Genomic DNA, 21231 nt, shown 5'->3' on the forward strand with positions numbered 1-21231 from the left:
GAGCCAGCGTCTGAGCCGATGAAACGACCCAGATTTCCCCGCGTTCCGCGACTGATGCGGATCAACTATTTGAAATAAAACTGTCTTGTCAGGCCTTGAGGATCAGCCCCCTGCGGTCCATCCACCAGCCCACCGCCCAGCACAGCATCGTATAGGCGAAGGCGCAGAGCAGCGACCCGAACGGCCCCGGCGCGATCGCCTGGAAGATGCCCACGCCCGCCGCATCGTACACGCCGCCATGCTCGCCCGCCGGAATCATCCCCAGCACGGTGACGAACAGCTCGGAGAAGAGGTAGATCGCCAGCGGGTTGCGCCCGAGGATGGTGAAGAAGCGGCTGCCGCGCTTGAAGCCGGCAATCTCGATCAGCCAGATCGTGGCCCCCAGCAGCAGCAGGTCGAGCCCGACGGTGAGCAGGACATAGGAGCCGGTCCACAGCTTCTTGGCGATCGGGAACCACGGCGACCAGGCGAGCCCGGCTACGACCAGCGCGACGCCGACGAGCGCCATGCGGCCGACGGTGCGGCGCAGGTCGCTGCCTTGGACGATGGCGAGGCCCGCCAGATAGCCGGCGATCACGTTGACCGTGGCGGGCAGGGTGCCCAGCAGGCCTTCGGGATCGAAGCCGGCGTCCTTCTTGTAGAGATGGCCGGGTCCCAGCAGCCACAGGTCGATCTGCGTGCCGATATTGGCATATTTGTCATAGGCCATCCCCGGTGGGCTGAAGGCGAGCAGGATCGTCCAATAGCCGAGCAGCAGCGCGATGGCGGCGAGCAGCAGCTGGCGGGGCTTGAGCCAGCGGATCAGCAGGGCGGCCAGCACATAGCAGAGCGCGAGGCGCTGGAGCACGCCGGGCACGCGGGTGAGCGCGAAGGGCTTGAGCTCCCAGCCGTTCGCGCCCTGCTCGACGAAGGGGAACCAGTACATCAGATAGCCGAGCACGAAGATGATCGCGCCGCGTTTGAACAGCCGGGCGAGGAACGGCCCGGTCGCCACCGGTTTGCGGAAGGCGAAGCTCATCGCATTGCCCATCGCAAACAGGAAGGTGGGGAACACCAGGTCCGCCAGGGTGAAGCCGAACCACTTGGCATGCACCAGCTGCGGATAGGGCTCGGCGCCCGGGCCGGAGGTGTTGACCAGGATCATCAGGAAGATCGTGGCACCGCGAAACACGTCCAGCGCGAGGAAGCGCGGCTTGCCGGCGAGCGCGGCGACGGTGTTGGCCTGGGTCTCGGTCATCGGGCGTCGCTTTCTGCGAGGAGCGTGCGGGCAAGGGCTAGCGGGGCCGCGGGCCGCTGGCGAGCCCACATCTTGCCGTCCTTGAGCCAGCCAGCCTGCCAGTCGCGGATCGCGGCGGCGGCGGCCTTGGCGTCGAAGTCGGTGTGCGCGGCAGCGGCGGCGCGCTGGGCGGCGAGGAAGCGCTGCCAGCGCGGCCAGTAATAGCCGATGTACAGGCCCTGCCAGGCGCGCGAGGCATAGTCGGAGAGGTGGCCGGTGCCGCCCCACACGGTCACCACCGCCTTGGCCTGTTCGACGAACGCCGCCTTTTCGGCGGGCGTGTCGCCATAGGCGGCAGCGTCGGCGAGCCAGCTGCCCAGCGTCTCCTGCTGGTTGCCGGCGATGGCATCGATGTCTTTCGCCAGCTTCTCGGCTGCCGCCGTGGCGCGGTCGCCGGTGGCGAGGTCGCCGGCCTTGTAGGCGGCGACGGCGGCCTTGATCCGGTCGTCGAGCTTCACGCTGGCATAGTGGCGGGCGAGGTCGACCACGTCATAGGTGTAGAGCGGCTCGCCGGCGTGCTGCGGCGCCTGGGCGAGCAGTGCTTCGATTCCGGCGCGGAGTGCCGCCGGGTCGCCCGGGGCGGCGGGATAGTCCGCGCCGTCGAGGCTGGGGAATTTGAACAGCAGATAGGCGCCGGCCTGCTCGCGCCACCAGCGCGGGGTCCAGTAGCGGGTGGTGTAGGCACCCGCGATCGCCTTGTCCCAGGCGGCGACCAGCGCGGGCGAGGTCTTGCCGTAGCGGGCCTTGGTATAGTCGCCCAGCCACGCATCGAGCGGGCGGGCATCGCCCTTCGCATCGATCTCGCCCCAGGCGAGGTCATAGGCATAGGCATAGGCGATGCTGTTGCTGTGCAGCCCTTCCGGGAACAGCCCGAAGCCACGCATCCGCCCATGGCCCGGGTTGGCAAGCGCGGCGGTCATGTCGCTGCGGTAGAAGTTCAGGTCGCCATAGACCGGGTTGCTGCCGCCGTAATTGTGGACATAGCCGTACGCCCAGCCCTTGCCGTAAAAGGCCTCGGTCGCGTTCCAGATGCCGGGATAACGATCGTTGCCGATGTCGAGCACCAGCATGCGCTCGTCGGGCACCTTGGAGAGGAAAGCGGCAATCGCGTCGGGCGTCCAGAAGGCCTTGTCGGCGCCGAACAGCCAGCCCTGCATCACCCAGGTCGCGCCCGGCGCGGCGGCAGTGATCGAGCGGTAGAGCCGCTCGCCATAGGCTGCGAGGCGGGCGTCGCGCACTTCCTTGGGAAGTGCTGCGGCGCGCGTGGCGGCGGTGTTGGCGATCGCGTCGCCATAGGTCGCGGCGCGGGCGTCGCTGCCGTCCTCGGCGATCGGCGGCACCATCTCGTTGAAGGCGTCGGCGAGGTAATATTCGCCGGGGCCATAGGTCGCGGTGTAGAGCTGGAGGAAGCGCGCGGCGAGCTTGGCGAAGAGCGGGTCGGACGGGTCGAGCCAATAGGTGCCGGGAAAGCCCTCCCATTGCCGCATCTGGTAGATCTTCGCCTCCGGGTGCGCCTTGGCGAAGGCCTCGGGAACATAGCCGGAGAAGGCCGGCAGGATCGGCTTCATGCCAAGCGACCGCATCCGGGCGAGGATCTGGCGCTGCAGGACGCGCTTCTTCTCGATCCAGTTGGCCGAGAGCGGTGCGCGGTAGCCGGCGATATTGCCCATCCGCTGCCAGGGGAGGAAGGGCGCGGCGGAAAGGCCGTAGGCGATCTGGGCGTCGTTCATGCCCTGCTCGCGCCACAGCGCGCGCCAGACATGCTCCTGCCCCTCCATCGCCAGCGGCGTGTCGACGCCGTGCGCGGCCATCCAGTCGATCTCGCGCTCCCAGCGGCCCCAGTTCCACCAGGGGGTGGTGTAGCCATAGGTGCAGGTGTTCAGATACGTCCGCAGCGAGAAGGGCGAGGCGACCACGCCGCTGTCATAGCCGTCGCGCAGCGCCAGCGGGCGATTGCGGACGCCCTCCCAGGAAACGAACAGGCTACCCTGCTGGCCCAGCGCGCGGGCGGCACCGCGCACCAGCGCGACGGGCGAGGTGCCTTCGATCCGCAGCCGCCCGCCTGCGGTGCGGGCGCGGAACTGCGGGGTGGCGCCGGGAGCCAGCGCCAGGTCGATCCTGGTAGTGTCGGCGCCGAGCCGCGCCAGCACGGCGCGCGCGGCGGCGGTCTGCGCTTGCGGCGCGGCGGCGGGTGCCGGCCGGCCGGGCAGCGCCGCGGCGGGGGTGGCAAGGACGAGCGCGGCCGCGACCGGGCCGAGCAGGGGAAGGCGGCGGGCGACGGATACGACCAAGTCAGACTCTCCAGACATCGAAAACGATGGGGGCGGCGCCGTCGTCACGGCGTCGCCCCCGGGTATTGTTACATCTTCAGCGTTGCCGACAGGTAGAAGCTGCGGCCATAGAAGCTGCTCTCCTGCCATACCGCCGGATCGCGGAAATAGGCCTGTTCGCGGCTGTTGTTGAGGTTGATCACCCCGGCCGCGAAACTCAGCCAGCTGTTCGGCGAGTAGCCACCGCTGAGGTCGAACTGGGTGCGCCCCTTCACGACATGGCCTTCGCGGGCGAAGAAGCTGTCGGCGCTGTTCTGCTCGTAGCTGCTGCGGTGGTTGATCGAGAGGCGGATGTTGAACTGCTCGTTCTCCCAATAGGGCGAGACGTTCCACGTCACCTTCGACAGGTTGCGGATCGTATAGCCCGTGCCGATCGCCACCTTCTGCGGATAGACCCGGGTAAAGTTGGCGAGCAGCCCGAGGCCGTCGAGCGGCAGGATACGATCGAACGACTGGTTCCAGCTGATCTCGAAGCCCTTCACGCGGATGGTGCTGGGATCGTTGAGCGTCTGGGTGATGTCGTAGATATTGCCCTTGGCATCGACGCAGTCATTGCCCGCCGTGCTGAGCGCGGTGCCGTTGAACAACGTCGGGCAGATCAGGCGCGAGAAGGTGCCGTTCTTGATCCATTTGTAGAAGCCGTTGAGCGCGATCGTGCTCGAGCGGGTGGGATACCATTCCACGCCGAGGTCGAGCTGGTTCGCGGTCAGCGGCTTGAGACCGGCCTGGCCGAGATCCACCGTGATCGTATTGGTATTCGCCGGGAAGGTGTTGGGCGAACTGCTGGTGGTCTGCGCCATGGACGTGTTCGAATCCATGATCGGGCGGACCAGCACCTTGGCCGCGGCGAAGCGGACCTGCACCGTGCGCGTCGGCTCCAGCACCAGGTTCAGGCTGGGCAGGACATTGTCGTAGCGCTGCTCGACGGCGTACTCGCCCACCTTCTGCTGCACTTCTTCATAGCCGTCGGTGCGCGGGGCGGTGATGTTGCCCTGTACCTTCTGCTTGGTGTGCTCGTAGCGCACGCCGAGATTGCCGCGCAGCGTCATCCCGCCGAGCTGGGTGTCGATGTCCGCCATCGCATAGGCCGAGGGCATGAAGCGATCGACATGGTAGCTGGCTTCGGGCGCGAAGATGTCCGGCACGGTGATCCCGGCCGCGGCCAGCGCCTTGTCATAGGCGCCGAGATCGGGGCCGATCCAGGCGCCGGGGATGCCCGAATCGCCGTTGAGGAAGCCCGAGACCGGATAGTTGCTCGTCGCCATCTGCGGGAAGATCGGGCTGGAAGGCTTCGGCTGGTTGGCCAGCGCGATCATGTCGTGGCGGCTCACGTCGCGGCTGAAGATCTCGTGGCGATACTTGGCACCGACGCTGAACTTGGTGAAGGGGCCGAAGGAGACTTGCTTGTACAGATCCGCCTGGCCCGAGGTTTCGCTCGACGCCATCTGGCGGGTCGCGCCGTTGGGATATTCGTTGCGGGTCAGCGTCGCCGGGGCGTAGAGCGCGGTGCTCGAAAGATCGGTGCCGACGCTATACTTCACCGAGTCCGGGTTCGAGAAATCGATCGTCGCGGTGGGGATGTTCACCCCCAGGATCGCGGCGGCCTCGCGCTGATAGGTGCTGCCCTTGGTGTAGTTGAACACCGTGCGCGCCGACCAGCCATCGTCGCCGGTCCACTTGCCCGAGAGCGTATAGCCCTGGCTGACGAGGTTGCGATCCTCGTGCTGGCGGTTGTTCTCCATGGTGAAGTTGGTCGCGGTCGCCTTGGTGGCGACGCCGTTGACGACGTTGCTGCCGACGATGCTGGAGGTGTTGAACAGGAACACCTGCTGGTTCACGTCGTAATCGGTGATGTCCTTGGCGTAGATCGCGCTGGCATCCACTTCGATCCGGTCGCTGGGGCGCCACTGGACGCCGCCGCTGCCCATCAGCCGTTCGGTATCGCGGTCGATGCGGCGATAGCGCGGGCGGCGGGGGACGGTGACGGTGGCCCCGGCGGCCGTCTGGGTGGCCCAGCGGTCCATCCAGAAATAGTCGGCGCGATCCTTCAGCTTCTGGTAGCCGAGATTGACATAGACGCCGAGCGTGCCGTCGGCGAACTGGTCGACATAGCTGCCGCTGATCTTCGGCGTGATCTTGCCGCCGGCATATTCGGAATTCTGGCCCTTCACCGACAGGACCAGCTGGCGCTCCTTATAGTCGAGCGGCATCGTCGTCTTGATGTTGACCGTGCCCGAAAGGCCGCCCGCATCCATGTCCGCCGTCGGCGACTTGATCACCTCGATCGCGTTGGCGAGTTCGGTCTGGATGATGTCGTAGCGGAAGCCGTCGGTGAAGTCGGCGCTCTTGAAAGTCTGGCCGTTGACGGTGGTCATCGCATATTGCGGGCCCAGGCCGCGGATGCTGATCGTCGCGCCGCGCCCGTTGATGTTGGACATCTGCACGCCCGAAATGCGCTGGATCGCCTCGGTGATGTTCTCGCTGGGGAACTTGCCCAGATCCTCGGCCGAGATGCCGTCGGTGACGCGGATGTCCTTCCGCTTGGCTTCGATGGCGTTGTCGATCGACGCGCGGATGCCGTTGACGACGATCTCGCCGTCTTCCTGCCCTGCCGGCGCGCCGTCGGTCTGCGCCTGCGCGGCGGTGGCGAAGCTGAGCGCGGCGATGCATCCCGACGCGAGCAGGATGGTTTTCGCAATCGTTCTCACTGGCGTGCGAAGGCTTTGATCCGTCGGCATTTCATACCCCCCGAGTGGTTGAACCCAATGTTCGGTGCGCGCCCATGCCCTCCCATGGCATCTGTTCTGAATCAGGCGCTGCGCGGGATATTGGTCGGTATCGGTCCTATGGTGTCAAGGCCAATTTAATACAAAAACAAATGTTGGTATTACCTCTTTGCCTGACCCGTGCTGCCAAAGCGCTGGAAAACGAGCGCAAAAAGGGGTGTCGCCGAACCGCAACAGGTCCGGCGAAACCGCATCTACAGCGAAATGGGTAAGGTCAGGCGATGCGGGGAGCGAGGATTCGCATCAGCGCCTCGCAGCCTGCCGCATCGCCAGCGTCGAAGCGTGCGCGCAGGGGGCTGTCGAGATCGAGCACGCCGAGCAGTTCGCCTTGGTGGACGATCGGCACGACCAGCTCGGAGCGGCTGGCGGCGTCGCAGGCGATGTGGCCGGGAAAGGCATGGACGTCCTCGACCAGCTGCGTCTCCCGCGTCGCCGCGGCAGCACCGCACACGCCCTTGCCGAACGGGATGCGGATACAGGCGGCCTTGCCCTGGAAGGGGCCCAGCACCAGCTCGTCCTTCACGTTGCGGTAGAAGCCCGCCCAGTTGAGATCGGGCAGATATTGGCCGATCAGCGCGGAGACGTTCGCCATGTTGGCGATCGCGTCCGGCTCGTCAGCGGTCAGCGAATCGAGAGCGGCGGCGAGGTCGCGATAGAGCTCGGCCTTGGTGTCGGCGGTGATGTCGAAGCTGTACATGGCCGCGATGTAGGAGATCGCGGCGCTGGGTGCGAGGGGGCTTGCTCCACGACCGTCATTCCGGCGAAAGCCGGAATCCATTGGGGGCTCCGCCATGTTTCCTGCTGCGGCCGAGTGGCGAATGGATCCCGGCTTTCGCCGGGATGACGGCTAAACTGGTCGTGGCGGCCCTCAGTCGAAGCTGACCTTGCCGCGCCCGGCCTTCACCGCTGATCGCCCCTTCTTCGCATCCACCCTGCGCGCCTTGGCCGCCTTGCTCGGCTTGGTCTTGATCCGCTTGGCCTGGCGCTCATGGGCCTTGTCGATCAGCTCGGACAGGCGCTGGCGGGCGTCGGTGCGGTTGGCGTCCTGGGTGCGGTATTGCCGCGCGGTGATCAGCAGCTCGCCGGCCGAGGTCATCCGCGTGCCGGCGAGTTCCTTGAGCCGTTCATAGGCATAGGGCGAAAGCCCCAGCTTGAAGACGTCCACCCGCAGTTGCACCGCGGTCGCCACCTTGTTGACGTTCTGCCCGCCGGGTCCGGTCGCGGCGAGGAACTTCTCCTCGAGGATCGCCGCGTCGGGGATCTCAGCCATGCGCCGGTCGGCCGAAGCCGATATGGTGGAAGCGCGCGGGCAAAGGCGCGTCGCCGTGCACGTCGGGCTTGCCCGGGCGCGGCACGGTGATCGACTGGGCGTGGAGCATCAGCGCCGGGCCGCGCCGGCCGTACACGGGGTCGCCGACGATCGGAATGCCGATGCCTTCCAGCGCATGGACGCGGATCTGGTGGGTGCGGCCGGTCTCGGGATAGAAGGCGACCAGCGCGCGGCCGTCATGGACTTCCATCCGCTTCCAGCGGGTGCGCGCGGACTTGCCCTTGGGATCGTGCGTCATCCGCCAACCTTCTTCGATCGTCGAGACCTTGCCGAGCGGCAGGTCGATCTCGCCGCTTTCGGTTTCGGGCACGCCGTCGAGGATGGCGACATAGCGCTTGGTGACCTGGCCGGCCTCGAACGCCTGGCCGAAACGCTTCATCGCCTTGGGATTGCGCGCGAGCAGCAGGCAGCCGCTGGTATCGCGGTCGAGCCGGTGGACGGGGACGGGCAGCCGCTCGAAGCCGAAGGTCAGCTGCTCGAGCAGATCCTCCAGGCTCTCGCTGCGGTCGCGCGGGCGATCGACGGGCAGGCCCGCCGGCTTGTCGATGATCAGCGCTTCGCCGTCGATGAAGAGTACCCGGTCCTTGAACATGGGCGGGATATAGCGCGCCGGACGAAATGCGCGAGCCCGGATACGAAAACGGCCGGAGCAGGGGGCGCTCCGGCCGTTCTGGGGGCTGCGCGCTACGCTACCGGCGCAGTCCTCGGGGTCACGCCTTCAGCTTGGCCGCGGTCTCGGCGACGCGGCGGCCCTGGTAGCGCGCGCCTTCCAGCTCGACATCGCTCGGCAGGCGGCTGCCGTCGCCATCGGCGATGGTGCTGGCGCCGTACGGGGTGCCGCCCTTCACTTCGTCGACACCCATCTGGCCCTGGAAGCCATAGTCGAGGCCGACGATGGTCATGCCGAAGTGCAGCAGGTTCGTCAGGATCGAGAACAGCGTGGTTTCCTGGCCGCCATGCTGCGAGGCGGTCGAGGTGAAGGCAGCGCCGACCTTGCCGTTCAGCTGGCCCTGGAACCACACGCCGCCGGCCTTGTCCCAGAATGCCGCCATCTGGCTGGCCATACGGCCGAAGCGGGTCGGCGCGCCGACGATGATGCCGTCATACTGGGCGAGCTGGTTGGGATCGTCGAACAGCGGGTGGCTGTCGTCGACGCGGAAGCCGGCGGCCTGCGCGACTTCGGCCGGCGCGGTCTCGGCGACGCGGCGCACGTCCACTTCCGCACCGGCGCTGCGTGCGCCCTCGGCGACGGCATCGGCCATCTTCGCGAGGTGGCCATAGGACGAATAGTAGAGAACGAGGATCTTGGTCATGGCAGTAACTCCCTGTGCGGGTGGAAAGGGCGGGGCGCAGACGCCCGCTTATTCGGAATCGACGAGAACGATCTCGGCGTCTTGAACGGCGGTGATGGTAACGGTCCGGCCGCCCGAAAGCGCCGCGCCGTCACGGGCGTTCACCGCATCTCCGTCAACGGTGATCGCACCGGCGGCGGGGACGAGATAGGCATGGCGACCTTCGCCGACGCTATGCGTGACGCTTTCGCCAGCCTTCAGCGTGGCGCCCAGCACGCGCGCATTGGCGCGGATCGGCAGCGCGTCCTTGTCGTCGGCAAACCCGGAGGCCAGCGCGACGAACCGGCCCGAGCGATCGCCCTTGGGGAAGGGCTTGGCGCCCCAGCTCGGCTGGCCGCCGGCCTCGCGCGGCAGGATCCAGATCTGGAAGATCCGGGTCGCCTCCGGCTCGAGGTTGTATTCCGCGTGGCGCACGCCGCTGCCCGCGCTCATCACCTGCACGTCGCCCGCCTCGGTGCGGCCCTTGTTGCCCATCGAGTCCTGGTGGGTGATCGCACCCGAGCGGACATAGGTGATGATTTCCATGTTCTGGTGCGGGTGCGGCGGGAAGCCCGAATTGGGAGCGATCTCGTCGTCGTTCCACACTCGAAGCGCGCCCCAGCCCATGCGGGACGGGTCGTAATAGTCGGCGAAACTGAAATGGTGCTTGGCCTTGAGCCAGCCGTGATCGGCGCCACCCAGGCTTTCGAAACTGCGTTTGTCGATCATCGCTGATCTCCTTGTGGGTTGCCGCCAAAATAGGCATCGGCATCAGCGCGTAAACGGAAACGTTGGAAACTGATCGTTTCGTGATATGGCTTCGCCCGAGCAGGAGACGCGGGGATGAAGCTACCGGATTTCGAGGCCTGGGCGGTGTTCGCCAGCGTGGTCGAGCACCGCTCGTTCAGCGGCGCGGCGCTGGCGCTCGGCGTATCGAAGGCGACCGTGTCCAAGGCGATCACCCGGCTGGAGGAGCGGCTGGGCACGGCGCTGTTCCACCGCACGTCGCGGCGGCTGACGCTCACCGACAGCGGCCAACAGCTGGCCGAGCATGCCCAGCGCATCCTGGAGGACGGGCAGTCGGCGGAGGAGGCAGCGTTCGAATCGGCCAGCGCGCCCTCGGGCGTGGTGCGGCTGGCGGCGCCGCTGACCTTCGGGTCGCGGCATCTCTCCGGGCTGATCGCCGAGTTCATGATCGCGCACCCGCAGATCAAGGTGGAACTGACCCTCTCCGACGCGTTTGTCGACATCGTCGGCGAGGGGATCGACGTCGCGATCCGCATCGCCGAGCTGCCCGACAGTTCGCTGCGCGCGCGACGGCTGGGGCCGGTAAACATCCATGTCGTCGCCGCGCCCGGCTATTTCGAGCGGGCGGGGCGCCCGCAGCACCCGGCCGACCTCGCCCGCCATGCCTGCTTCGTCTACACCAACACCGCGACGCCGGGCGTGTGGCGCTTCAAGAAGGCGGGCGGCGAGGAAGCGGCGGTGCGCGTCGACGGGCCGCTGCGCACCGATAATGGCGAGGCGATGCTGCCCGCCTTGTGCGCGGGCCTGGGCATTGCGCGATTGCCGGGCTTTCTGGTCGATACCGAAATCGCCGCCGGCCGGCTGGAGCCGGTGCTGACCGACTGGGTCGCAGGTGCGGTGGGGCTCCATCTCGTCACCCCGCCGGGATCGCGCCGGCCGGTGCGGGTGGAAGCGCTGATCGCTTTTCTCACGGAGCGCTTGCGCAGCATCTGCGTTCGGGCTGCGTGAAGCGCCTCGTACCCGATGCTGCCGATGCGCGGTTCATCCGCCGCGTCCTGATCCTTCTCACCGTCGGCGCGGTGGTGGTGGCGCTGGTGCGCGCCGCCGACCTGCTGATCCTAACCTTCGGTGCGGTGCTGGGGGCGGTGGTGATCCGCGCCATCGCCGATCGCTATACGCAGCTCGGTGTGCCGAGACGCTGGTCGGTGGTGAGCGCAATGCTGACGGTACTCGCCGCGATCGCTTTCCTCGTCTGGCTGTTCGCGGTCCAGTTCGGCCCGCAGGTCGAGGCGCTGGTCCGTTCGATCCCGCAGCTGGTCACGCGCATGAAGGTCTGGGCGCAGGAGAGTCCCGTGGCCGCGAAGCTCTACGATGCTGCCGAGGCGGCCTTTGCGGGTTCGCGAGTCGCACGCGATGCCAGCGGCTTTGCGCTGGGCTCGTTCGAGCTGTTCCTCAACGCCCTGCTGCTGCTGGTCGGCGCGCTGTTCATGGCCGCCGATCCGGGCGTCTATCTGCGCGGGCTGCTGCTGCTCGTGCCCAAGGGCGACACGCGCGACGCCGTTGCCGATGCGCTGGCAGACGTGGGTACCACGCTGCGGCTGTGGCTGCGCACCCAGCTGATCCTGATGACCAGCATGGGCCTGCTCGTCGGGCTCGGGCTTTGGATCGCCGGGGTGCCCTCGCCCGCAGCGCTGGGGCTGCTGGCGGGCCTCAGCGAGTTCATCCCCTATGTGGGGCCTACCGCGGCGATGCTGCCGGCGCTGGGCCTCGCCGCGACCGGCGGGCCGGGCGCGCTGATCGGCTGCCTGCTGGTCTTTGCCGGCGTGCGAATCGTCCAGACCAACTTCCTCACCCCCTTCGTGCAGAGCCGGGTGATCGCGATCCCGCCCGCAGTCACGCTGTTCGCAATCATCGGTATCGGATTCGTCTTCGGGCTGTTCGGCCTGTTCTTCTCTGCCGCGCTGCTGGTGGTGATCTTCACGCTGGTGCGCAGCCTGTATCTGCGCGAGGTTCTGGGCGAGGAGATCGAGCCGCGACCGTACGATTCCACATCTAGGTCCGAACCGGATGCGTAGATTCCACGGGGCTTGCGGAACCACCCGACTTACGAGAAATTAACCTTTCGGCTTCATTGACGCTTAGGTTAATGAAGCGTCCAGCGCGTCGGGCATCGGGGCTACGTCGTGTGGTGTGGACAGGGGAACCGGCAATGCGCGTGCTGCTGATCGAAGACGAGCCTAGCACAGCCAAGGCGATCGAACTGATCCTTTCGGGCGAAGGGTTCAACGTCTACACGACCGACCTGGGCGAGGAAGGTTTGGACCTCGCCAAGCTGTATGACTACGACATCATCCTGCTCGACCTCAACCTGCCGGACATGCACGGCTATGACGTGCTGAAGAAGGTGCGCACCGCGCGGGTGCAGACCCCAGTGCTGATCCTCTCGGGCATCAGCGAGATGGATTCGAAGGTGCGCTCGTTCGGCTTCGGCGCCGATGATTACGTCACCAAGCCCTTCCACCGCGAAGAGCTGGTCGCCCGCATCCACGCCGTGGTGCGCCGCTCCAAGGGCCATTCGCAGTCGGTCATCCGCACCGGCAAGCTGGCGGTGAACCTGGACGCCAAGACCGTCGAGGTCGACGGCGCCCGTGTGCATCTGACCGGCAAGGAATATGCGATGCTGGAGCTGCTTTCGCTCCGCAAGGGCACCACGTTGACCAAGGAGATGTTCCTCAACCATCTCTATGGCGGCATGGACGAGCCCGAACTCAAGATCATCGACGTCTTCATCTGCAAGCTGCGCAAGAAGCTTAGCATGGCCTGCGAAGGCGACAATTATATCGAGACCGTCTGGGGCCGCGGCTATGTGCTGCGCGAGCCGGACGAGGGCATGCAGGCGGACAGCCAGGTCGCCTGATCTTCCCGAGATCCCGCAGGGGCAGGGCCGTCGTCACCTTCGCGTGGCGGCGGCCTTTTCGTTTCGGGCTGGTGGGCGGACGGCGGATCGGCCACGCTGGCCGGATGCGGGAATCCAGTGATCCATTCGCTTCGCCGAAAGGCTTCAGCATCGGCGCGCGCCTGAAGAGCTTTCGCTACGCGATCCGGGGGCTGCGCGTGCTGCTGCGTGAGGAGCATAATGCGCGGGTGCATCTGGCGGCGTCGCTTTGCGTGGTAGTGGCCGGCGCCGCGCTGCGGCTGGCGGTCGCCGAATGGCGCTGGCTTTTCCTTGCGGTCGCGCTGGTCTGGCTGGCGGAAGCGTTCAACACCGCGATCGAGGATCTCTGCGACCGGATCTGCCCGGACTTCGACCCCGCGATCGGCCGGATCAAGGATCTGGCTGCGGGCGGGGTCTTGGTGGCATCGCTCGCGGCGGCAGCAATTGGGCTGTTGACGCTGGGGCCGCCGTTGTTGCGGGCGCTACTGTGAAAGCCCCTCCCCTCCAGGGGAGGGGCTTTTGCTTGCTTCACCTGCGCCGCGCTGCTGCGTGGTGTTCGGCCCGTGCCAGTAGCGCGAGCAGATCCTCGCGGCTGACGTCGAACGCTTCGCCGGCTTCCGCCAGCGCCGCGTCGATGTCCTCCGGCAGCAGCCCCGGCGCGGGTGGGGCCGGGGGCACGCGGTGCGGGTAGCTATGCCCGGTCACGCGATGGACGAGCAGCCCGCACAGCGTCAGCAGCACGGCATTGACGCCGATCGGCACCAGCACGAACCCCAGCCCCTGCGACAATATCGCCGGTGCCAGCACCGGCAGCAACACCGTGCCGCCGCCCGGCGGGTGGAGGCTGCGGGTCAGCGACATGACGAGGATTGCCAACCCTACCGCGACGCCCGCCGCGAGCGCGCCGTGCCCCAGCCACTGCGCAACCGCCAATCCGACCAGCGCCGAGACGACGTTCCCGCCAATCACCCGCCAGGGCTGCGCCAGCGGGCTCGACGGCACCGCGAACACCAGCACCGCCGAGGCGCCGATCGGTGCCGCTAGCAGGATAGCGGTAGTCCGGTCGAAGCCGGCCAGCGCCGATACCCACGCCGTGACCCCGATGCCGATCGCGCCGCCCAGCGCCGCACCGATCCGGTCGCGCCACTGCGCGCCGGCCATGACCAAGCGGAACATCGCGCTTAGGGCTTCGCCCCCCAGGCGCGGCGGCCGCCCACCCAGGTTTCGACCACCTTGGTGTCGCGCAGCTCGGCGGGCGAGACGGACAGCGGATCGCGATCGAGGATCAGGAAGTCGGCCCAGAGCCCGGGTGCCAGGCGGCCGATCTTGTCGTCCGCGAAACTGGCATAGGCCGCGCCGATGGTGAAGCCGGCCCAGCCTTCCTCGCGGGTCAGCTTCTCTTCGGGCCGCCAGCCGCCCGGCGGATTGCCGCTCGCGTCCTGCCGGGTGAAGCTCGCCGCCCAGCCGGCCCAGGGGTCGGGGCTCTCGACCGGATAGTCGGAGCCGAACGCGATCCGCGTCCCGTCGCGCAGCATCGTCCGCCAGGCATAGGCGCCGGCGAGCCGGTCCGGCCCCAGCCGTGCTTCGGCCATGGTGCGGTCGCTGGTCTGGTGGACCGGCTGCATCGAGGCGATCGCGCCCAGCTTGGCGAAGCGCGGCAGGTCCTTGGGATCGATGACCTGGGCATGCTCGATCCGCCAGCGGCGGTCGCCCTTGTAGGTTTCGGAGAGGATCTCGATCGCGTCCAGCACCTGCTGGTTGGCGCGGTCGCCGATCGCGTGGACGGCGAGCTGGAAATTGTCCATCGCGCCGCGTGCCATCAGGTTGAGCAGCTGGTCGTCGGTGAGGAAACCCAGTCCCTTGTTGCCCGGCGCGTCGCTATAGTCGGCCTTGAGCCAGGCGCCACGCGAGCCGAGCGCGCCATCGGCATAGAGCTTGATGCCGCCCATCCGCAGCCGGTCGCCATAGAGCCAGGGGGTCGGCCCGGCGCCCGCCACGCGCAGCGCGGTGTCCACGCCGTGGGCATAGCTCAGGATGCGCAGGTGTAGCTGGCCGATATCGGCCATACCGCGCATCGTCTCCCAGTCGTCGATCGTCGTGCCCATGTCAGCCGTCGCGGTGATGCCGAGCGAGAGCAGCTTCTGCTGTGCCGCGAGGAAGGCGGCGTTGCGCTCGCGTGGCGTGGGCTGCGGCACCACCTTGGCGACCAGTTCGGTCGCGGCGTCGACCAGCACGCCGGTGGGGCGGCCGCTGGCGTCGCGCTCGATGCGGCCGCCGGCGGGGTCCTTGGTCGCGGCGGTGATGCCGGCGAGTTCGAGCGCCTTGCTGTTCGCCCAGCCGGCATGGCCGTCGACCCGCTCCAGCCACACCGGGCGATCGCTCACCGCGCGGTCGAGATCGACGGCGGTGGGGAAGCGACCGAGCTTCCAGGCTTCCTGGTTCCAGCCGCGGCCGAGGACCCATTTCGCGCGGCTCTTGCCCGCATAGTCGCCGATGCGGGCGAGCGCGTCGTCGAGGCTGGTGGTGGCCGAAAGATCGAGCTGTAGCTGCTGGAAGCCCAGCCCCATGAAATGGCCATGCGCGTCGATCATGCCCGGCACGATCGTCGCCCCCTTCAGATCAAGCCGCCAGACCAGCTTCTTCGGCCGCTTCTGCCCCTTGGCATAGAGTGCGACCACCTTGCCATAGGGATCGATCTGCAGCGCCTCGAAGCGCACCACCGCGCCCTTGGCATCGAGCGTGATGCCGTTGACATTGTCAACGATTCCATCGGCATTGGCGGCGGGCGCGAGCAGCAGGGCGGTGGCGGCGGCAAGCCGCTTGAGGCGCGTAAACATGGGTCCGGGCATAGGGCCTGTTCCCCTGCCGCGCCAGATGGTCTAGGCGGACAGGATCATGGCTACCAAAGCAGCAAACGCGCCCGCCTCGCTCCCCGTGTCGATCGACGATGTTCGTGCGGCGGCCCAGCGAATTTCGGGCGCGGTGGTGCGGACGCCGACGCTGCACAGCCGCACGCTCTCGCAGCTGACCGGCACGAACGTGTACCTCAAGTTCGAGAATCTCCAGTTCACCGCCGCCTACAAGGAACGCGGCGCGCTCAACACGCTGCTGCAGCTGGACGCCGAAGCGCGCGCCAAGGGCGTGATCGCGGCCTCGGCCGGCAACCATGCGCAGGGCCTCGCCTATCACGCGACGCGGCTGGGCATCCCCAGCACGATCGTGATGCCCAAGAACACGCCGATCGTGAAGGTCACCCAGACCGAAGGGCACGGCGCCAATGTCGTGCTCCACGGCGAGACCTTCGACGCCGCCTATGCCCATTCTCGGGAATTGGAGGCGGAGCGCGGCTTCACCTTCATCCATCCGTTCGACGATCCGCGGGTGATCGCCGGCCAGGGCACCGCGACGCTCGAACTGCTCGAGGACGTGCCCGGCATCGACACGCTGGTCGTGCCGATCGGCGGCGGCGGGCTGATCTCGGGCGCATCGGTCGTCGCCAAGGCACAGGACCGGCCGATCGAAGTGCTGGGCGTCCAGGCCGAGCTCTACCCCTCGATGTACAACCGCGTGCACCACACCGAGATGCCGTGCGCGGGCGACACCCTCGCCGAAGGCATCGCGGTGAAATATCCGGGCAACGTCACGGCGAAGATCGTCGAGGCGCTGGTCGACGACATCGTGCTGGTCGGCGAGCGCCGGCTGGAAGAGGCAGTGAGCCTGCTGCTCCAGATCGAGAAGACGGTGGTCGAAGGGGCAGGGGCCGCCGGCCTCGCCGCGCTCCTCTCCGAGCCCGAGCGCTTCAAGGGCAAGACCGTCGGCACCATCCTGTGCGGCGGCAATATCGACACGCGCCTGCTCGCCAATGTGCTGCTGCGCGACCTCGCCCGCTCGGGCCGGCTCGCGCGCCTGCGCATCCGCCTGCAGGATCGCCCGGGCGCGCTGTTCCATGTCGCGCGGATCTTCCACGAGCAGGGCGTCAACATCATCGAGGTCTATCACCAGCGCGTGTTCACCTCGCTGCCCGCCAAGGGCCTGGTAACCGACATCGAGTGCGAGACGCGCGACCGCAACCATCTCGATCGGCTGATCACCGCGCTGCGCCGCGCGCAATATGAAGTGAGCATGGTCGAGTCCGCCTGATGCGCACGCTGTTTTCGACCCTGCTTTACCAGCAGCCGCTGGGCAACGAGGCGCTGGTCGCCGATCTCGAAGCCTCGTGCCTGCAACTGGCCGAGGACGATAGCGCCGGCCGGCGCTGGTGCCGCGAGAACCACTATCGCGGCTATACCAGCTATGCCTCGCTCGACGACCTGCCGATCCGCGACCCAGCCTTCGCGGACCTGAAGCGGTTGCTCGACAAGCATGTTGCCAAGTTCGCCGAAGCGTGCGCGTTCGATCTCGGCGGGCGCAAGCTCAAGCTCGACAGCCTGTGGGTCAACGTGCTCGACGGCAAGGGCGGGCACGGCGCGCACATCCATCCGCACAGCGTGGTGTCGGGCACCGTTTATGTGGCGCTGCCGCCGGGCGCGCGCGGGCTCAAGCTCGAGGACCCGCGGCTGGCGATGATGATGGCCGCGCCGACGCGGCGGCCCGATGCGCCGGAATCGCTCCAGCCCTTCATCGAAGTGGTGCCGGAGGTCGGGACCGTGCTGCTCTGGGAAAGCTGGCTGCGCCACGAAGTCCCGCCGGGAAATGGCAAGGACAAGCGGATCAGCGTCAGCTTCAACTATCGCTGGTAATGCGCTCCAGCGACGCGACCTGCATCACCGGCCGCACGGGCTTGGCGTGATGCGGCGCGGTGGCGTGGGCGACGAACGCTACGCAGGTGCCGAGGGCGGCACCGATGAGTAGACAACGCGAAATAGCCATGGACGGACTCCTCAAATCACACAGGATCCACGATCCATTATAGTGAAGACCGTGCTTACCATGGGATATCCCCGCGCTTTTACGGTGCGCGCAGGTGACGTCTGGCCGGATCGCCCCTATGTTGGGGGCCAATGGCTAAGAACAGAACAAGCGCAGGGTTGCCGACGCGGCAGCAGATTCTCGATTTCATCGCATCCTCGAACACGCCCGCCGGCAAGCGCGAGATCGCCAAGGCGTTCGGGCTGAGCGCGCAGGACAAGATCCTGCTCAAGGCGCTCCTCAAGGACATGAGCGACGAGGGGCTGATCGACGTCGCCCCCGGTCGCGCCTTCCACAAGATGGGCGGGCTGCCCAAGGTGGCCGTGCTGCGGATTACCGATGCCGATGGCGACAACACCTGGGCGGTACCCGAGCGCTGGGAGGCCGAGCATGTCCCCGCGCCGCGGCTGCGCGTCCGCGAGATGCGCGGCAAGCGCTCGGCGCTGGGCGTGGGCGACCGCATCCTCGCGCGCACCGAAGAGGCCGGCAACGGCTGGATCGCGCATCCGATGAAGACGCTCGCCCGCGGCGAGGAACTGATGCTCGGCGTGCTGCACGAAGAGGGCGGCAAGCTCTGGCTGCAGGGCGTGGAGAAGAAGGAACGGCGCAGCTGGCCCGTCTCCGACGCCGGGGGTGCCGAAGTGGGCGACCTGGTGCTGGCGGAAAAGGCCGGCCGTCCGCCGCGGATCACCGCGCGGGTGGTCGAGCGGCTCGGCGATCCCTTCGCCCCGCGCAGCTTTTCGCTGATCGCGATCCACCGCCACGGCATCCCCAATGTCTTCTCTGAGGAACTGCTCGAAGAGGCCGAGCGCGTCGCCAGGCACCCGCTGGGCGAGGGGCGCGAGGATCTGCGCCATTTGCCGATCGTCGCGATCGATCCCGCCGATGCGCGCGACCATGACGATGCCGTCTGGGCGACGCCCGACGACGACCCCGCCAACGAGGGCGGCTGGAAGGCGATCGTCGCCATTGCCGACGTGTCCTTCTACGTCCGCCCCGGTTCGGAGCTCGATCGCGAGGCGCGCAAGCGGGGCAACTCGGTCTATTTCCCCGATCGCGTCGTGCCGATGCTGCCGGAGGTGCTGTCGGCCGACGTCTGCTCGCTCAAAGAAGACGTCGATCGCGCCGCGCTGGCCTGCCATCTGCAGGTGACCAAGAGCGGCGCGCTCAAGAGCTGGCGCTTCACCCGGGCGGTGGTGCGGCTGGCGGCGAACATCGCCTATGAGGACGCGCAGGCGGCGATCGACGGCGAACTGGAGAACCCGCTCACTGAGACCGCGCTCCGCCCGCTCTGGGACTGCTGGCACGCGCTCAACGCCGCGCGCGACAAGCGCGAGCCGCTCGACCTCGACCTGCCTGAGCGCCGCATCGTGCTCGACGAGAAGGGCCGCATCCTCTCGGTCGCGCCGCGCGAGCGGCTCGATGCGCACAAGCTGATCGAGGATTACATGATCGCCGCGAACGTCGCCGCCGCCAAGGCGCTGGAGGCGAAGAAGACGCCGGTGATGTACCGCATCCACGAGCCCCCGGCGCGCGAGAAGCTCACTGCGCTCAAGGAATATCTGAAGACCTTCGACATCGAGTTCGCGCTCGGCCAGGTGATCCGCCCGGCCACGTTCAACCGGATCCTCGACCGCGTCGGCGAGGAGGAGTTCCGCCCGCAGGTGATGGAGCAGGTGCTGCGCACCCAGACCCAGGCCTACTACGGCCCGGAGAATGTCGGCCATTTCGGCCTGGCGCTCGGCTCCTATGCGCACTTCACCTCGCCGATCCGCCGCTATGCCGATCTGGTCGTCCATCGCGCGCTGGTCGACGCCTATCGGCTCGGGCCGGGCGGGCTGACGGCGGAGGAAGCCGGCAGCATGGACCGGATCGGCCAGTCGATCAGCCAGCTGGAGCGCCGCGCGATGGAGGCCGAGCGCGAGACGATCGACCGCTATGTCGCCGCCTATCTCGCCGCGCATATCGGCGAGGTGATGGAGGCGCGGATCACCGGCGTGCAGAATTTCGGCTTCTTCGCCACCGTCGAGGGCGTCGGCGGCGATGGTCTTGTCGCCGCGCGCGACCTAGGTGCCGAGTATTTTCACTTCGACGAGGCGGGCAAAAGGCTGGTCGGCGAGCATAGTGGCGAGGCATTCACCCTCGGCCAGCGGATCGAGCTGCGGCTGGTCGAGGCGAACCCCGTCTCGGGCGCGCTGCGCTTCGAGCTGCCCGACGGTAAGGGATCGGCAGGCGGCCCGCAGCGCACCGGCCGGCCGGGCAAGGGGGCGCCCAAGCGGGTGATCCAGCGCCGCGGCCGCCCGGGTAACATCCGCCACAACGGGCGCAAGCGCTGAGGCGAGGCGCTGCCGGGGCGGCCGCCTGGCAGCGCTGTCCAAAAACCGTGCAAAGCCGGAACGGCCGCGCTACAAGCTGTCGCAAAGAGCATGTTGCAATGCCGAGATGACGTTTGTCCGCGAGGGAGTGAGAATGGCCGGCCGTCCGACGATCAAGGAAGTCTCGAAGATCGCCGGCGTGTCGTTCAAGACCGTCTCCCGCGTGCTCAACAACGAAAAACATGTCAGCGAAGAGACGCGGCGGCGCGTCGAGGAAGTGGTGGCACAGCTCAACTTCCGGCCCAGCCATGCCGCGCGCACGCTGGCCGGGCGGCGCTCGTTCCAGGTCGCGTTGCTCTACGATAATCCCAGCCCCTATTATGTCTTCCACATCCAGTCGGGCGCGCTGGAGCGCTGCCACGAGCTTGGCTATCGCCTGTTGATGCAGCCGATCGACAGCAGCGCGCCGGACATGGTGCCCGACGTGATGGCGCTGGTCGACGAGGCGCATCTCGACGGGCTGATCCTCTCCCCGCCGCTGACCGAGATGCCCGAGCTGCTCGAGGCGCTGGACAAGCGCAAGCTGCCCTATGTCCGCATCGCGCCGGGGCTGCGCAAGGACCATGGGCTGGCGACGACGATGGACGACGTCGCGGCGGCGCGGGAGATCACGCGGCACCTGCTCCAGCTCGGTCATCGCAGGATTGCCTTCGCGCGCGGGCCGGAAAGCCATGTCTCCTCGGCGGATCGCCTTGCCGGCTATCGCCAGGAACTGGAGGCGCATGGGATCGCCTTTGATCCGGCGCTGGTGATCGCGGGCGACTATAGCTTCGCGTCGGGCGGTGCGGCGGCGCGGACGCTGTTCGCCCGCGATCCCCGGCCGACCGCGATCTTCGCCGGCAATGACGATATGGCCGCCGGCGCGTTGGCCGCCGCGCACGAGGCCGACATCGCGGTCCCCGAGGCGCTGTCGATCGCCGGGTTCGACGATTCGGATCTGGCGCGCGCGGTCTGGCCGCCGCTCACCACCATCCGCCAGCCGGTGCGTGAACTCGCTTATGCCGCGGCGGACCTGATGCTGGCGGGGACGGCGGTAACGCCGCAGGTGATGCTGGAGCACGAGCTGATGGTCCGCGCCACCACCGGTCCCGCGCCCAGGGGCTGACTTGTGCTGAATCGCTCCCTGGCGGGGGAGGATTACGACCGGCGCCAAGCGGATCATCCCGCCCCGGGACGCCGTTAACCACGCTTGCCGCTGGCCGAAATCCTAAAC

General features: G+C 67.6%; 19 protein-coding genes. 8 read left to right on the forward strand and 11 right to left on the reverse strand.

All coding sequences use genetic code 11. The features are described from left to right. Positions 1 to 88 precede the first annotated feature (88 nt). The 8 genes from GGR89_RS13575 to GGR89_RS13610 all read right to left on the reverse strand — a co-directional run bounded on the left by GGR89_RS13575 (position 89) and on the right by GGR89_RS13610 (position 9782). Positions 89 to 1237: an acyltransferase family protein gene (locus tag GGR89_RS13575; RefSeq protein ID WP_125976532.1), complete on the reverse strand. Its 1149-nt coding sequence runs from the start codon at positions 1235 to 1237 to the stop codon at positions 89 to 91. Continuing rightward, positions 1234 to 3567: an alpha-N-acetylglucosaminidase gene (locus GGR89_RS13580; protein ID WP_125976533.1), complete on the reverse strand. Its 2334-nt coding sequence runs from the start codon at positions 3565 to 3567 to the stop codon at positions 1234 to 1236. Before GGR89_RS13580 ends, GGR89_RS13575 begins: the two co-directional genes overlap by 4 nt. Positions 3568 to 3635: 68 nt before the next feature. Continuing rightward, positions 3636 to 6314 carry a TonB-dependent receptor gene (locus GGR89_RS13585; RefSeq protein ID WP_342449847.1) on the reverse strand — a complete coding sequence of 893 codons (2679 nt, stop codon included), beginning with the start codon at positions 6312 to 6314 and terminating at the stop codon, positions 3636 to 3638. A gap of 292 nt (positions 6315 to 6606) precedes the next feature. Beyond that, the gene (locus tag GGR89_RS13590; protein ID WP_125976606.1) at positions 6607 to 7089 is read right to left on the reverse strand and encodes a GAF domain-containing protein; all 483 of its coding nucleotides are present in this window, start codon (positions 7087 to 7089) and stop codon (positions 6607 to 6609) included. 171 nt (positions 7090 to 7260) lie between these two features. Then, on the reverse strand, positions 7261 to 7662 hold the full coding sequence (gene arfB, locus GGR89_RS13595) for an alternative ribosome rescue aminoacyl-tRNA hydrolase ArfB (RefSeq protein ID WP_125976537.1): 402 nt from the start codon (positions 7660 to 7662) through the stop codon (positions 7261 to 7263). After that, a complete protein-coding gene (locus GGR89_RS13600; protein WP_125976539.1) occupies positions 7655 to 8314 on the reverse strand; it encodes an RluA family pseudouridine synthase in 660 nt (219 codons plus the stop codon). The genes arfB and GGR89_RS13600 overlap by 8 nt, the downstream gene beginning before the upstream one ends. A 118-nt stretch (positions 8315 to 8432) precedes the next feature. Then, positions 8433 to 9035: an NAD(P)H:quinone oxidoreductase gene (gene wrbA, locus GGR89_RS13605; protein WP_125976541.1), complete on the reverse strand. Its 603-nt coding sequence runs from the start codon at positions 9033 to 9035 to the stop codon at positions 8433 to 8435. A gap of 48 nt (positions 9036 to 9083) precedes the next feature. Beyond that, complete coding sequence (locus GGR89_RS13610; protein ID WP_125976543.1) at positions 9084 to 9782, reverse strand: pirin family protein; 699 nt, start codon at positions 9780 to 9782, stop codon at positions 9084 to 9086. A 114-nt stretch (positions 9783 to 9896) separates the two neighbouring features. Between GGR89_RS13610 and GGR89_RS13615 the strand changes: the two genes are divergently transcribed. The 4 genes from GGR89_RS13615 (at position 9897) to GGR89_RS13630 (ending at position 13226) form a co-directional block, all read left to right on the forward strand. Further along, positions 9897 to 10808 (forward strand): LysR family transcriptional regulator, encoded by a 912-nt coding sequence (locus GGR89_RS13615; protein ID WP_125976545.1) that lies wholly within the window; start codon positions 9897 to 9899, stop codon positions 10806 to 10808. Next, positions 10805 to 11875 carry an AI-2E family transporter gene (locus GGR89_RS13620; protein WP_125976547.1) on the forward strand — a complete coding sequence of 357 codons (1071 nt, stop codon included), beginning with the start codon at positions 10805 to 10807 and terminating at the stop codon, positions 11873 to 11875. Before GGR89_RS13615 ends, GGR89_RS13620 begins: the two co-directional genes overlap by 4 nt. Before the next feature lie 134 nt (positions 11876 to 12009). Further along, positions 12010 to 12717: a response regulator transcription factor CtrA gene (ctrA, locus tag GGR89_RS13625; RefSeq protein ID WP_125976549.1), complete on the forward strand. Its 708-nt coding sequence runs from the start codon at positions 12010 to 12012 to the stop codon at positions 12715 to 12717. Positions 12718 to 12788: 71 nt separating this feature from the next. Next, positions 12789 to 13226, forward strand: coding sequence for a diacylglycerol kinase family protein (locus GGR89_RS13630; protein WP_241213437.1), 438 nt, complete (start codon positions 12789 to 12791; stop codon positions 13224 to 13226). Positions 13227 to 13263: 37 nt separating this feature from the next. Here GGR89_RS13630 and GGR89_RS13635 read toward each other — a convergent pair whose 3' ends face one another. Both GGR89_RS13635 and GGR89_RS13640 read right to left on the reverse strand, forming a co-directional pair. Then, positions 13264 to 13911 carry an HPP family protein gene (locus GGR89_RS13635; RefSeq protein WP_164521772.1) on the reverse strand — a complete coding sequence of 216 codons (648 nt, stop codon included), beginning with the start codon at positions 13909 to 13911 and terminating at the stop codon, positions 13264 to 13266. A gap of 5 nt (positions 13912 to 13916) precedes the next feature. After that, positions 13917 to 15572 (reverse strand): amidohydrolase, encoded by a 1656-nt coding sequence (locus tag GGR89_RS13640; protein WP_125976551.1) that lies wholly within the window; start codon positions 15570 to 15572, stop codon positions 13917 to 13919. A gap of 58 nt (positions 15573 to 15630) precedes the next feature. Between GGR89_RS13640 and GGR89_RS13645 the strand changes: the two genes are divergently transcribed. After that, entirely contained in the window at positions 15631 to 16875 is a 1245-nt protein-coding gene (locus tag GGR89_RS13645; protein WP_125976553.1) for a threonine ammonia-lyase, read from the forward strand. Continuing rightward, on the forward strand, positions 16875 to 17474 hold the full coding sequence (locus tag GGR89_RS13650; protein WP_125976555.1) for a TIGR02466 family protein: 600 nt from the start codon (positions 16875 to 16877) through the stop codon (positions 17472 to 17474). The genes GGR89_RS13645 and GGR89_RS13650 overlap by 1 nt, the downstream gene beginning before the upstream one ends. Here the strand turns inward: GGR89_RS13650 and GGR89_RS13655 are convergent. Next, positions 17458 to 17604: a hypothetical protein gene (locus tag GGR89_RS13655; protein WP_164521773.1), complete on the reverse strand. Its 147-nt coding sequence runs from the start codon at positions 17602 to 17604 to the stop codon at positions 17458 to 17460. The two genes, GGR89_RS13650 and GGR89_RS13655, sit on opposite strands and share 17 nt — an antisense overlap. 131 nt (positions 17605 to 17735) lie before the next feature. Between GGR89_RS13655 and rnr the strand changes: the two genes are divergently transcribed. Together rnr and GGR89_RS13665 are read left to right on the forward strand one after the other, a co-directional pair. Beyond that, positions 17736 to 19979 carry a ribonuclease R gene (gene rnr / locus GGR89_RS13660; RefSeq protein WP_125976557.1) on the forward strand — a complete coding sequence of 748 codons (2244 nt, stop codon included), beginning with the start codon at positions 17736 to 17738 and terminating at the stop codon, positions 19977 to 19979. Between the two features lie 133 nt (positions 19980 to 20112). Further along, positions 20113 to 21123, forward strand: coding sequence for a LacI family DNA-binding transcriptional regulator (locus tag GGR89_RS13665; RefSeq protein ID WP_125976559.1), 1011 nt, complete (start codon positions 20113 to 20115; stop codon positions 21121 to 21123). The last annotated feature ends 108 nt before the right edge of the window (positions 21124 to 21231 follow it).

The sequence above is a fragment of the Sphingomonas trueperi genome, assembly GCF_011927635.1.
GTDB lineage: Bacteria > Pseudomonadota > Alphaproteobacteria > Sphingomonadales > Sphingomonadaceae > Sphingomonas > Sphingomonas trueperi.

What these genes read in the sequence shown, in the direction of transcription:
- GGR89_RS13610 (WP_125976543.1), bottom strand. Translation starts at nt 9,782, where the DNA reads ATGATCGACAAACGCAGTTTCGAAAGCCTGGGTGGCGCCGATCACGGC.
- GGR89_RS13615 (WP_125976545.1), top strand. Translation starts at nt 9,897, where the DNA reads ATGAAGCTACCGGATTTCGAGGCCTGGGCGGTGTTCGCCAGCGTGGTC.
- wrbA (WP_125976541.1), bottom strand. Translation starts at nt 9,035, where the DNA reads ATGACCAAGATCCTCGTTCTCTACTATTCGTCCTATGGCCACCTCGCG.
- GGR89_RS13600 (WP_125976539.1), bottom strand. Translation starts at nt 8,314, where the DNA reads ATGTTCAAGGACCGGGTACTCTTCATCGACGGCGAAGCGCTGATCATC.
- GGR89_RS13640 (WP_125976551.1), bottom strand. Translation starts at nt 15,572, where the DNA reads ATGTTTACGCGCCTCAAGCGGCTTGCCGCCGCCACCGCCCTGCTGCTC.
- arfB (WP_125976537.1), bottom strand. Translation starts at nt 7,662, where the DNA reads ATGGCTGAGATCCCCGACGCGGCGATCCTCGAGGAGAAGTTCCTCGCC.
- rnr (WP_125976557.1), top strand. Translation starts at nt 17,736, where the DNA reads ATGGCTAAGAACAGAACAAGCGCAGGGTTGCCGACGCGGCAGCAGATT.
- GGR89_RS13575 (WP_125976532.1), bottom strand. Translation starts at nt 1,237, where the DNA reads ATGACCGAGACCCAGGCCAACACCGTCGCCGCGCTCGCCGGCAAGCCG.
- ctrA (WP_125976549.1), top strand. Translation starts at nt 12,010, where the DNA reads ATGCGCGTGCTGCTGATCGAAGACGAGCCTAGCACAGCCAAGGCGATC.
- GGR89_RS13590 (WP_125976606.1), bottom strand. Translation starts at nt 7,089, where the DNA reads ATGTACAGCTTCGACATCACCGCCGACACCAAGGCCGAGCTCTATCGC.
- GGR89_RS13645 (WP_125976553.1), top strand. Translation starts at nt 15,631, where the DNA reads ATGGCTACCAAAGCAGCAAACGCGCCCGCCTCGCTCCCCGTGTCGATC.
- GGR89_RS13635 (WP_164521772.1), bottom strand. Translation starts at nt 13,911, where the DNA reads ATGTTCCGCTTGGTCATGGCCGGCGCGCAGTGGCGCGACCGGATCGGT.
- GGR89_RS13650 (WP_125976555.1), top strand. Translation starts at nt 16,875, where the DNA reads ATGCGCACGCTGTTTTCGACCCTGCTTTACCAGCAGCCGCTGGGCAAC.
- GGR89_RS13655 (WP_164521773.1), bottom strand. Translation starts at nt 17,604, where the DNA reads ATGGCTATTTCGCGTTGTCTACTCATCGGTGCCGCCCTCGGCACCTGC.
- GGR89_RS13665 (WP_125976559.1), top strand. Translation starts at nt 20,113, where the DNA reads ATGGCCGGCCGTCCGACGATCAAGGAAGTCTCGAAGATCGCCGGCGTG.